Raw genomic sequence first — 12,770 nt, forward strand, 5'->3', positions numbered from 1 at the left:
ATCTACTATAATGTATTTATTAATAATGTAACAAATTCTTATGATGAAGGCATGACCAGTAAAATAGTACACTTCTCTGTACAAAGTTATTCAGCATCATTGGAGTATGAAAGCCCAGCAAACTCAAGAATACCCCTTGTTGTCTAGAATCAAGGTCCCATCCCCTATAAGATATAATTTAAGCCACAAGCATTCATGCCTGTGGCTTATTGATTAAGTAAAGATAGAGGGATTCAAACCATGACCTCTCGAATACCATTCAAGCGTTCTCCCGATATGTCATGTGTGCACCGAGTATGCATGACTCGGTTAATCTTTAATTTATAGGTTTTCAATTCGTTCCACTTTGTGTCCTAAAAATTCCTCAAGTCTCTTATCGGAGTATTGAATATTTACTGTTTTATAGATATGCTGGTATCCGCGGCCTAAAGGCCCTCGGTCAAACGGTTTATCCTTTAAATAATTCTGCTGAAATTCTCCCGAAAAGCATTCGATGTATGCGTCGACGTAATCGATTGTAATTGGGAGCATTCCATGGGCACTATAAATATCCTTAATATCATTTTCCAATCTTTTTATCTTTTTCCAGCTGTCTAGTGCCATGAAAAATGGTGCGTTTCTATCAGATTCAAAAAAGTAAATGATGACATAATCACAAATCATATCTCCTGAAAAAAGTCTCTTTTTTTCCCTATCCAGCAGCATGATATGTCCATAAGAATGCCCTGGTGTAAATATTACTTCCAAGGTTTTTCCGCCTAAGTCAAACATTTCTCCGTCCTTTACAAAATGCGGAGTCAAGATTCGAAGCAGGCTCCTTTCAGTGAATGCCTTGCTATCAAATTCTTCAATGGCTTCAGGCTTATTTTCCTTCAGATAATTCACTCCCATCTCAGCTATGAACTGTCTTTCCTTTTTCGTGTCAAAGCCTATAATCTGACCGTAGTCAGGCTGATACAGCCATATATCTCCAAAATATTCACTTCCGTAGCTGTGGTCAGGATCGCCATGAGTCAATACCAGCATAACTGGCAGACTCGTTATACTTCGAATGATAGGCCTTATGTCCTCGAATCCATAACCAGCATCAATTAAGATCGCTTTTTTTTGCCCCAGGATAAGATAAAGATGCACAAGTCCAGCTTGAGTAATGACATATAAATCATCGTCCAGTTTTTGTACCTTACAGAAATTTGTTGATGTAATCATGATTATCACCTTCCCCGTATTAATAGTATTTTTTATAGTCCCTCTCCAAGGACTGTATGTAATTCATTGGAATTACTACGAATTGATTTCACCTCCCTACCAAAATATTTCTTTATCACGAACTCAGATAATGCGGTATATTTAAAATTTCATCTATATACACATTTTATGTTTGAACAATTATTATATCAAGTACTATAATATCTAATATATACTATTGAAAATGATAGTATTAAGTTAGAAAATGAGTGAAGCTACATATTGGAAATAAGATTCCTGCCATTCATTCAGAGGTAACAAGGATAAAGGACTTTATATCCATCTATCTTTACTTTTGAATATTACAATGTATAATAATTACTAAGGAGTACAATATTATTTGATTGGTACTATTATATGTGATAGTAATGGGAGGCATATGGGAAAAAAGTCTGAAGATGATTATGTGGAAAATTGTCCAATATCAAATGTGCAAAAGATAGTCCGTGGAAAGTGGACCATGGTTATCGTGTTTTTCTTAAGCCAAGGTACTTTGAGATTTGGGGAACTTAGTAGGAAAATACCACAGGTAACGCAGGCAAACTTAACGAAAGAACTTAGAACGCTGGAAGAATATAGGATTATACATAGAGAAATATATAAAGAAGTTCCTCCTAAAGTGGAATATTCATTAACAGAGTTGGGCATAAAGTTTTTACCAGTGCTGAAATCCCTGGAAAAATGGGCAATCGAATATGAAAAAATGTTAAAGCAGTGACAATAAGTAATGTAGAATCTATAATATAAGTGCTGGACAAAGGTTCCATCCCTATAAGTTATAAGTTAAGCCACAGGCATTCTTGCCTGTGGCTTATTATCTAAGTGGAAATTCCCAACAAATATTGTTGAGCAGTGAAAATTCGAGTGCGTCAACGGTATCTCTCGCATCTAATCAGCCAATATCGGATCTCCAATCGTTTCCAATCCTAAAAGGTGTTTTTCATTGACATTAATCAACGGAGTCTATTTGCCCATCGGAATTTAATTCACTCAAGATTCCTGAATTACTTCCTGTACCAAATTTGAACCAGTTTAAGTTGAATATGTATCCGCTTCCTCCCGTAAATTTCAGATATAAGTCATGCTTTCCGCTCACCCCACTAACATTGCACCTTGCAACCGCCCAAGTCTGCCAACCCCCAGTCCCGGCGACTGGACAAGTCCCTATCAAAGTCCCGGTAAGACTATCCAGCCTGATTTCAATATTCCCTCCGCTGGCAGCACTGGCGACTCTGGCCTGAAAGCTTGCAGAACCACTGCCGAAATCAATATTTCTGTAAACGGCATAATCCCCGTTTTCGATATATCCGACATTCTCCCCACCTTCCGAACAGCTTTCGGTTTGAACTCCCGATTGGTTATCGTAACTCTCCGCTTCGATTTGTGTAAAGGCCGATCTTGGATCAGGAGCTGGCGGTACACTCCCAGAATCTAATGCTGCACCATCAAACGGAATGACGATAACCTTACTGCCATGACTGTCGTTGCCCAAGTCTTTGTCTTTTGCAACGTCTATTGCCGAGAGTGTCATCGCAACCACATGGCCATTCTCCATATACACATTGGGACGTTCTAATTTATTCCAATGATTGACCGTACCATTTGAATAGCGGATAAAATTTGCTGTTGGGTCATAGGCATATCCAGGTTCTAATTTCCAGTTGCTGATACCATCTTTGGATGTGATGTGATACGCCTTACGTGTGTCCCACTTATTGACAATAATATGATAAAGTCCACCACTATACCACATAACGGGATCTTCCATGTTGACTGTCGGACAACCGGGAATCTTCGCATAAATATTGGTTCCTTGAATGGTGTAAGGTCCAAGGACATTATCAGCAATACCAATGACCCCATCTCTTTCAATCAACCCATAACGTCCATCCGGACGAAGCATAATGTAAACATTCGACGCTGTATAATTGGATGAGTAAGCATTGGAAGCAATCGATACACTACCCAGCTTTGACCATGGCCCATCCAGGGAATTGGAGACAAAAATTTCCGCCGGCCGCCTGGTTTCACTCACAAGAATAGCATACCGCCCGTCTTTCAGTTGAAACGGAACCACGTTGTGACCTTTACCACCCTGATCGTTGGGCCAGCACAAACCCTTGTCCGTATATGGTCCATACAGATTGGAGCTCGTCGCATGAACAGCCACAGAACCAAACCACCCGTTATGACCAGCAGATTGATTCCACCGGCTGGCAAACATATGATACGTGCCATCCTGCCCCTTGATGATTCCTCCATCCCAATAAGCATACTTTGACATGGTCCTGTCTTCCAAACCATTCGATTGATCACGAGGGCCCACTGCTGCTGCGCCCCAACAGGACGACGATAGGGAATCTATTATTGGCGTCGCTTTAAAATAATCAATATACGATGAAGCAGCATGTACTTCCTTGAAAGATGCCATTGATAAAACTAATCCAATCATTAATATAGAGATTTTTTTCATAATCCACAATTACCTCCTTATTTGAATTTAGCGGTATTGTTGTAAACAACTTAAGAACTCACGTCTTTAAGGTAAAAAGGTAATTTCGTAATAGTACCCGGCAGGAAATCCGCAATAGACCCGAGCAGGTACATTTTCATTAAGGCATAGTCTGTTCATTGACACTCTCATCTTCCTTGAGAGCTCCGGCGGTTACACTTTTACCGGTAAACTTGAACCAGTTAAGGTTGAATAAGTATCCGCTTCCTCCTGTAAATTTTAGGTATAAGTCATGTTTTCCACTTACTCCGCTAACACTGCAGGTTGCATCAGCCCAAGTCTGCCAGCCTCCGGTTCCGGTAACCTGACAAGTCCCTACTAGAGGACCGGTAAGACTATCAAGCCTGATCTCAATATTCCCTCCACTGGCGGCGCTGGCTACCCTAGCCTTAAAGCTTTCTGCACCATTGCCGAAATCGATATTGTTGTAAACTACATAATCCCCGTTTTCGATATAGCCGACATCTTCTCCTCCTTCGCTGCAGCTCTCAGTTTGGATTCCAGATTGGTTGTTGTAGCTTTCCGCTTCAATCTGTGAAAAAGCCGATGTCTGGCCAGGAGTTGGAGTTACACCTGTGCCAGTGAACTTCCACCAGTTAAAGTTAAATAGATAACCGCTTCCTCCAGTAAATTTCAGGTATAGGTCATGTACCCCTGTTGCACCGCTTACATTACAGGTCTTAGTTATCCAGGTCTGCCAGCCTCCGGTACTTGGAACAGCACAAGTTCCCACCAGTTTCCCTGTCGGGCTGTCTAGGCGGAGTTCAATATTCCCACCGTTCGTTGCCGAAGCTACTCTTGCTTCAAAAGAGGCCGCACCAGAACCAAAATCTACACCTTTTACTTTAATCCAGTCCCCGTTTTCGATATTGCATACATCCATTCCGCCTTCACTGCATTTTTCTGTCTCAACGCCGGATTCCCAGCAAATTGTTTCAGCTTCCGTTTTGACATATGGGTTTAGATTGCTAAGCTGGTTCGGACCATTTTGGGTAATTGGAATATTGGGAATTGTGCCATCCGCATTGTATTTGAATTGCTCCAAGCCAACAGAACGATGGTAGCTTCCGCCACCCGGTAAGATGCCGGTATGATAAAAGAGGTAGGAATTTCCTTTATAATCGATTACTCCCGGATGATTTGTATAGCTGTTTTTCGAACCCATTAAAGTTCCCTTGGAGGTCCATGGCCCGGTAGGACTGTTGCTGGTAGCATAGGAGATATTTTCGGATCCTCCAGTCATACCTGCGTATACCATGTAATATAAATTATTGCGCTTGTAGAACCACGGACCTTCGATAAAGTTTGCTGGTTTCGGAGATACTTGGACAATACCTCCTGAGTATGAAATCATATCTTGATTCAATTTCACATAATAGAGGTTTCCATTCCCCCAATAGAGATACGCCTGTCCGTTGTCATCAATGAATACGGTAGGGTCGATATCCTGTGCCCCGTTATTGGTAATTAAAGGTTTCCCCAGAGGATCGGTGAACGGCCCGGTAGGACTGTCTGATACCGCTACACCGATTACCCTTGCGCCTCCGGCATTTTTCCGGGTCATCGGACCGTAGAAATAGAACTTTCCGTTCCTATTAATAACCTGTCCAGCCCATGCATCGCCTTGCGCCCAACTGAATGTATTGTAAGACAACGGTGATCCATGATCCGTCCAGTTTTGCATGTCGGTGGATGAATAGCATCTCCAGTCATTCATAGTATAAAAATTATTGACGGTGGTGTCCTCGTCATGAGTGGTATACAAATAACAAGTCCCGTTATAGATCATTGGGGCAGGATCCGCAGTATAATTCGTTTGTACGATTGGATTGTCTGCATAAGACTCTGTTGAATGAAATAGGGAAATAGTCAATAGGAAAACCACAACTCTACATACTTTTTTCATAGATTTACCTCCAATCTATATGATAATTTCGTAATAGCACCCTCCGCTAGCGGCCTTCTTTAGCCTAGAAGCCTGCCGCACCGCTGCTCAAATCGATATCGTTGTAGATTGCTTCATCCCCATTCTCTACATCTCCGATATTCTGTCCGTCCTCGTTAAAAGCTTCGGTTTGGATTTCAGACTGGTTGTCGTAACTCTCTCCTTCGATCTGAGTGAATGCCGATCTCGGGGTGCCATAATCCGTAAATCCTTTCGCGCTGGCCATTTGTGCAAAATTCCACAGACTTGGTTTCCAAACAGTCCAATCGTGACCTCTTCCTGGAATTTGATAATAGGTGTAAGGGATACTATTGCTCTTACAGAAATTAGCTATGCCGTCACTGTAAGATAAATTATCATTGGTTCCAATGCAAAGAAACAATAGCTTCATCTGCTGACGGGTAGCTGCAGGATTTGGAAACAACTTGCTGGTCGGATAGGCAACAGGACCACCGCCTGAAAAAGCTCCGACATAGGCGAATTTGTTCATATTGGTACACCCAATATTATATGATTGTGGACCACCATACGAGAGACCGGCAATTGCTCTGTGAAGGCGGTCAGTATAAACGGAATAGTGTGAATCTATGTATGGTATAAGGCTGTTTAGTATATCATCCGGAAGCTTACTATCAGATATTGACGATGTATTAGCATTTGGTGTTACAATGATAAATGGCTGAATATTGCCATTGGCAATAAGGTTGTCCATAATGACATTGGCTGCGCCTCCGCCTGTAAACCAATCACCTTCACTCCCGCCATAACCGTGCAATAAATACAGGACGCTGTATTTTTTGCTTGTTGAATATCCTGGTGGCAGGTAAATTCTCGCCTTCCTCTGGCTGTTTGTTGCGGATGATTGATAAGTAATACTGTTGACCTGCCCGTGCGGAATATTGTTCCTAGCCTGGTCATATCCTGTCGGCGGCATGGTTGGGAGCGCTTGCGCCGCCATTGAATTTACAGGCATTGCTAAAAGTACTGCAAGAGTGAAAAAAGCCGGTACTATTTTCCTGCCAATTTCATTCATTAAGGGTTTTAGTCTCATTTTTTATTTCCCCTTTCTTTTATATCGCCGTATCCCATACAGGATACACGGCAGTATGGTTAGAGTACACTATCTTTAAGGTGAATAAGGTGAATTGGATATAACACCATCAAGATTTAAGTCCCCGGCTAAAAGGTCACTTCGTACAGGGACTTAAATCTTTAATGGACCCGAGAATCGAGATTTCCAACCACATATCAGGGAGTTGGCGTCTAAGTCGGTATAGGAGTTACACTTCACTTGTTAAATTGGAACCAGTTTAGATTAAATAAGTAGCCGCTCCCACCGGTAAATTTCAAGTATACGTTATGCGTCCCGCTTGCTCCGCTGACACTGCAGGTTCTGGTGGCCCACGTCTGCCAACCGCCAGTCCCGGTGATAGAACAAGTTCCTACTAAAGGACCAGTAAGACTGTCCAGTCTGATCTCAATATTCCCTCCACTGGCACCGCTGGCTACTCTGGTCTGGAAGCTTGCAGCTCCGGCACCGAAATTGATATTGTTGTATACGGCATAATCTCCATTTTCAATATACCCAATGTTCTTTCCGCCTTCGCTGCAGTTTTCCGTTTGAATACCCGATTGGCTACTGAAACTCTCCGCTTCAATCTGTGAAGACGTTACGCTTACTCGGAGCAGTGCCGCCGATTCACCCATCTTCACGCCTTGTGAATTTACTACACACAACTTGTACGTACCAGCAGTGGCCGGGGCAGTAATCGTTGTCGCAGTTCCTTCCGCTTTCGTCATTGTAGATCCCTCGACAAAACTGGTTGTCCCGGCCGGGGCAAACCATACCGTATTGGAAGAATTGCCGCTGCTCCTTATACTAATGCTAGTTTCGGCTGTAGCAGCACAACTTGCTGGGAATACATAATCCGGTGTTGAAAGCAAGTTCGCCGGGATAATATCCCTGTATGCTTCCTGGATTCCCGAATTCAAACAGGTAGTGTACTGTGTCAAAGGCCATACGTTATCCGGTACGACAACCGGGGGATCAATTTTACTGTTTGGAGGATTAACGCCCATTTTATTTACGGTGGCAAAGGTCCGCAGTATGGTTAAATCGTGTTTTTCTCCAAAATCCTCACAGTTGATGGTATACTTTACCCCCGGATCAATATCCAGTACGTTGTCATTTTCATTGATATAGGCAGTTCCTTCATCGTTATGCAAACCATAGGTCGGACCGGAGGTTGCAGGAGGAATTCCTCTGACATAGTTCTGGTTAATGTTCGTACCTGGCATCTGTCCAATGGTATAGATGGCACCGCTGTCATGAAGCCTGGTTAAGGTATTAATAATCCGGTTATTACTTACTGTGTTGTTTTTACAGGTAGTGGAGTCAGTGAAATTACGCCATCCCCAGCCTAAATGGATTCCATTGTATGCTGTTGATTGAACATGGTTATTCGTTATTTTGGTGGTATCGACAAAGTAAGCCGTGATGGCGGCACAGCCCCCAAATCCGTGAGACGTGCTTATGTTGTACAGGAAATTGTTGTTGATGGTGATATTCTTACAAACCCCTTCTACTCCGGGAGCATATTTAGCATGGTTTCCACCATCTCCGATATAAACATGCTGCGGATGCCCTATCGTAATGCCACTGGATGTGATGTCCGTGATGTAGTTGCCGATAAGATTGGAATTTATAACATCGTTTACCATGGAAATTCCATCATTGCCGCTGTGCTTCACTATATTTCTTATAAAGTTGATGGAATCACTGCTGCTTACGTTGATCATTCCAGGCAATGTATCAACAAGATCATACTTGGTGTTGTGCCAATTGTCGTTATAAAAAGCGGTAAATGCCTGTGCCGCCTGACATGTAGATTTACCGTGTGAGCCTGCAACATTCACAAGGCTGTAATCCGTATTTTCAAAAGTAATGCCCTGGAAGGTGATATTCTTGACCCTGTTAGTCGTTGATGTTCCTGCGATGTCTAACAGCTTCTCTACAGCAGGAGCCTCTACATCGGCAGTGGCCATATTCTCACCTGGACGGATATAGTAATAAAGCGTTTTGGCCGTCTTATCAAAATAAAATTGTCCAGGAGAATTTAAGAATTCGAAGGCATTATAAATTGTATGGGTACCGGAAGCACTAAAAGCTGCCCCCCACCCCGGAGTCTGTGCTATCGCCCCATAAGGCTGCTGCAAAAGAAGCACTCTATTACTGCCGGATGTAATGACATCCCTGGTACAAACTATATTCTCATTCCAGGTAGTACCGTTTACAATCTCAAGGTCATCTTTGTTGCTGGCAATTGCCGGTACATCCGATGTATTATACTGAACTCCGTCGCTCTTACTGCCGCTTGTCCATGCCCAACTAGCCTGTCCTGCAGTTACGGAATAAGTCCCGTAACCTCCGCGGGCTGTAACGGTTTTGCTGGTCATTGAAGCCCTCTGGTCATTCACATAAAGGTTTCTCAATTTGGTCGAACGATTGAGCACAGCCTTATAAATATTGCCGCTATGCTGAGTCCAGCCTGTAACTTTTGTTGCACCGTTTAAGATAGGCGTTTCACCAGGGTATGCCTGGTAATAGATCCTGTATCCGTTTGTCCCTGAATCCTGTGGTCCGAAAGTAACGGTACTGGTGATGCTGTAGTTTCCGCCCCGCAAATAAATATAGATATCTCCGGTCATATTGCTATTGATTATGCGTACAGCGTCACGCGCCTTTGTGATTGTTTGGAAGGGTGCTGCAAGCGTTCCTGGGTTGCTGTCGCTTCCTGTCGGCGAAACATAATAGGTTGCCTGAGTCGCAGCGGATGTAGCTATCGGAAAGACAGTAAAAGTGAATATGCTGCATAAAACAGTTATCAAAGAGAGAATCAATAAAACACTTTTTGGGGAAGCCTTCTTTTTTAACATACTCGTTTCCTCCTGGTTTAATATTACATGCCAACTCACCAGCCGAGGGCTTGAATCATTTTTTCAGCATATCGTTTGCCCAGGGTAACCGATGAATCATGACTAAAATGGAGACGGTATTGTGTATCGCCAGGGTCTACTACCAGACCTTTTGCAGAGACTACCGAGCAATTTGTAATCATGGAAGGCAGTTTGTTTACCAACGTATTGTGACCTGCACAAGGACCGCTGTAAAGCAGTTCGCCAGCGATAAAAGGAGCATTCCCCAAGTTTAAATCTTTTCTAAGGTCTTCCACCAGTGTTTTTACCTTGCCGGGCCAACTCGGATCGCCACTGTTGGATTCGCCCTGGTGAAAAATGATACCATCAATGACGCCACCATTTTGCTGTGCAATCCTTGCACGGTTGAGAATCCAATTATATTTGGTGCCTCCCGATTTCATAAATGTCTCGATCCTTTCACCGCTAATCGCACATGGTATCAGTCCGATCGTATCACCCGACGGGACTTTCTGAATCATGGTCTTGCCAAACCAATCTCCAGGGCCGATAGCATTAAGCCAGGAAGCATGAAGAGGTGGAGATGCCACATCCCACTTATTGGTTACCCGTCCGAGTGCAGCATTATTATCATACCCCAATACAAGCACGCGAGGGTCTTCTACTTTATCAGAAGATTGTGCCAAAGCATAACCTGCCATATTGGATTGACCTAATAATAGAAAACAGTGGAATTTACCACCATTTGGTGTTGGAGTTGTTGTCTGTACGAGTGCCTGTGCAGGCGTAGAGATGAGATTTTGTTCGTTTTCAACCCCTTGAATTTCCATGCTGTATAACGTATTAAACTTAAACCAGTTGAGGTTGAATAGGTATCCACTTCCGCCTGTAAATTTCAGATAAACATCATGTTTTCCGCTTACCCCACTGACATTGCACTTTACATTGGTCCAGGTCTGCCAACCACCGGTTCCGGCAACCGGACAAGTCCCGATCAAAGTACCGGTAATACTATCCAGCCTGATCTCAATATTACCACCACTGGAGGCGCTGGCTACTCTGGCCTGGAAGCTTGCCGCACCGTTGCCAAAATCGATATTGCTGTAAACAGCATAATCCCCATTCTCAATATACCCGATATTCTGTCCACCTTCGGTACAGTTTTCGGTTTGGATTCCCTGCTGGTTTTGGAAACTTTCCGCTTCAATCTGTGTAAAGGCAGATATCGGGTTAGGGTTTGGGGTGGTCTGATCCGTAAAACCTGCTGCGCACGCCATCTGGGCAAAATTCCACAGACTTGGCTTCCACACGCTCCAATCATGGCCCCTACCCGGGAGAAGCCATTCCGTGTATCGAATATTATTGGACTTGCAATAATCTCTTACCCTATTGTTATTGGATATAAGTCCATCTGAGGTTCCGCAGGAAAGAAACAGCAGTTTTGAATTCGCCCTAACCTTAGTCCCGCCGTCAGGAAACAGCTGGTTAACCTGTTTGGTGATGGGCGAGGAGGAAAAGCCACCGATATAGGGGAATTTATCCACGTTGGGCAACCCGATATTCAGCGATTGGGCACCACCCTGTGAAAGGCCGGCAATCGCCCGGTGTTGGGCATCCGTATAAACGGAATAGTGTGATTCGATATAGGGTACAAGAGAATTCATTAAATCATTTGTAAAATTCTCCCAACCATCCCTTACTCCATTTCCCGTTGCATTTCCGTTTGGTAATACAAGGATAAAGGGTTGAATTTTACCGGCAGCAATGAGATTGTCAAGGATGACATTCGGTGCGCCGTTGTTGTACCACTCGTCTTCATTCCCACCAATGCCATGCAATAAATACATGACGCTGTATTTGTTGTTTGTTGAATACCCTGGGGGCAGGTAAATTCTCGCCCTCCGCTGGCTGTTTGTCGCCGTGGACTGATAAGTAATGTAACTGACCTGACCGTGTGGAATGTTGCTCTTGACTTGGTCAAAGCCTGACGGCGGAAGGGTTGGGAGCGTTTCCGCCGCTACTGAACATACAGGTCTTGCAAGAAGTACAGCAAGAAGTACAGCGAATACGGAAAATGTTCGTCTCAATTTCCTGCTTATTTCTTTCATTAAGATTTTTGATTCCATTTTTATTTTTCCTTTCTTTTTTGGTTATTTAACAAAAACCCACCTTTGAATAAATTCATTGTTACGTTACCATTTTCACCTCCTTCATTTTTAGTAAGTACACTGCACTCGTATTGCTTATCTTTAAGTTTTCAGCCCCCCCTTTCACTGCCTTATTGTGTATTATAAAATAAACTTATCTTTAAACCGCCGATATCCCGAAGGGGAAGATGCACGGCAGAATGATTAGAGTATACGCAATACCTTCCAGTCGGATCCCAGTATTCCAACCACTATTGGTATTGGCGGCTCCAGCCTGAAAGCCTTTCGCACATATCTTACCGCAGCGCTGAAGTCGTCGCTCTGGGTCTGGTCAGTACTGATATTGGCAGTCTTGTCCGCTGCCAGAGTCCAGTTGGTATTGTCTGTGGAGACTTCCACCCAGGATGCCCGCTGTCATACGTATACGGGAAGTAATTATAGCCAACTAAATCGTGAACGCCGACACCCCCTTGTTCAGTTGCATACCCCATCATCAGGGCTACTTTAGCTTCCATTCGCCAAAATACTTAAGTTTCATTTTCATAGATATAAGGTGTTCGTAACAACTGGGATATATCTTACATCAACATCATTACACTTATTAATTTCAAAATTTTCGAACAAAAATTAAGAAGTTCTTAAATCAATTCTCTATTTTTATATCTATCACAATCACCAAATTCAGTGATGTATTTATAAATTTTTATACTATTTTCACAAATATCAACCTGTACAAAAAATATTTCTTCTGAAAAAGTATTGATTTATACTATTAAAATAACATTTTTTATGTATAATTTTTGTAAGTTGTAAAAAAAACGACACTCCTAGTCATTATATTCTGCAGCACAAGTATATGTTTATATGTAACAGTACATCCATACCAAGAGCTATAGTCGCCGTTACTCCAAATATTGACTGAAAAGTCTTCGCAGGCAAAAAATGGCCTGCCGTATGCTGTGAAATCACACACACCACTTCT

At 42.9% G+C, this 12,770-nt stretch carries 7 protein-coding genes; 1 reads left to right on the plus strand and 6 read right to left on the minus strand.

Features of this window, described 5'->3' with window-relative positions; all coding sequences use genetic code 11:
* Positions 1-321: 321 nt before the first annotated feature.
* Complete coding sequence (locus OW255_RS13865) at positions 322-1,209, minus strand: MBL fold metallo-hydrolase (RefSeq protein ID WP_268114392.1); 888 nt, start codon at positions 1,207-1,209, stop codon at positions 322-324.
* A 418-nt stretch (positions 1,210-1,627) separates the two neighbouring features.
* Between OW255_RS13865 and OW255_RS13870 the strand changes: the two genes are divergently transcribed.
* A complete protein-coding gene (locus OW255_RS13870) occupies positions 1,628-1,966 on the plus strand; it encodes a winged helix-turn-helix transcriptional regulator (protein ID WP_024835156.1) in 339 nt (112 codons plus the stop codon).
* Positions 1,967-2,197: 231 nt separating this feature from the next.
* Here the strand turns inward: OW255_RS13870 and OW255_RS13875 are convergent, their stop codons facing one another.
* The 5 genes from OW255_RS13875 to OW255_RS13895 form a co-directional block, all read right to left on the minus strand.
* Positions 2,198-3,574, minus strand: coding sequence for a carbohydrate-binding protein (locus tag OW255_RS13875; RefSeq protein WP_268114393.1), 1,377 nt, complete (start codon positions 3,572-3,574; stop codon positions 2,198-2,200).
* A 286-nt stretch (positions 3,575-3,860) separates the two neighbouring features.
* Positions 3,861-5,666: a glycoside hydrolase family 43 protein gene (locus OW255_RS13880; RefSeq protein WP_268114394.1), complete on the minus strand. Its 1,806-nt coding sequence runs from the start codon at positions 5,664-5,666 to the stop codon at positions 3,861-3,863.
* Between the two features lie 64 nt (positions 5,667-5,730).
* The gene (locus tag OW255_RS13885) at positions 5,731-6,756 is read right to left on the minus strand and encodes an alpha/beta hydrolase-fold protein (RefSeq protein ID WP_051464588.1); all 1,026 of its coding nucleotides are present in this window, start codon (positions 6,754-6,756) and stop codon (positions 5,731-5,733) included.
* Positions 6,757-6,992: 236 nt separating this feature from the next.
* Complete coding sequence (locus OW255_RS13890) at positions 6,993-9,641, minus strand: carbohydrate-binding protein (RefSeq protein ID WP_268114395.1); 2,649 nt, start codon at positions 9,639-9,641, stop codon at positions 6,993-6,995.
* Between the two features lie 35 nt (positions 9,642-9,676).
* Positions 9,677-11,767 carry a sialate O-acetylesterase gene (locus tag OW255_RS13895; RefSeq protein ID WP_268114396.1) on the minus strand — a complete coding sequence of 697 codons (2,091 nt, stop codon included), beginning with the start codon at positions 11,765-11,767 and terminating at the stop codon, positions 9,677-9,679.
* Positions 11,768-12,770 lie beyond the last annotated feature (1,003 nt).

Origin of the sequence: Lacrimispora xylanolytica (genome assembly GCF_026723765.1) — a bacterium.
GTDB classification, from domain to species: domain Bacteria; phylum Bacillota; class Clostridia; order Lachnospirales; family Lachnospiraceae; genus Lacrimispora; species Lacrimispora xylanolytica.

Excerpts from the sequence above, each read along its gene's own strand:
- OW255_RS13865 (WP_268114392.1), bottom strand. The coding sequence starts at position 1,209 with ATGATTACATCAACAAATTTCTGTAAGGTACAAAAACTGGACGATGAT.
- OW255_RS13880 (WP_268114394.1), bottom strand. The coding sequence starts at position 5,666 with ATGAAAAAAGTATGTAGAGTTGTGGTTTTCCTATTGACTATTTCCCTA.
- OW255_RS13890 (WP_268114395.1), bottom strand. The coding sequence starts at position 9,641 with ATGTTAAAAAAGAAGGCTTCCCCAAAAAGTGTTTTATTGATTCTCTCT.
- OW255_RS13870 (WP_024835156.1), top strand. The coding sequence starts at position 1,628 with ATGGGAAAAAAGTCTGAAGATGATTATGTGGAAAATTGTCCAATATCA.
- OW255_RS13885 (WP_051464588.1), bottom strand. The coding sequence starts at position 6,756 with ATGAGACTAAAACCCTTAATGAATGAAATTGGCAGGAAAATAGTACCG.
- OW255_RS13895 (WP_268114396.1), bottom strand. The coding sequence starts at position 11,767 with ATGGAATCAAAAATCTTAATGAAAGAAATAAGCAGGAAATTGAGACGA.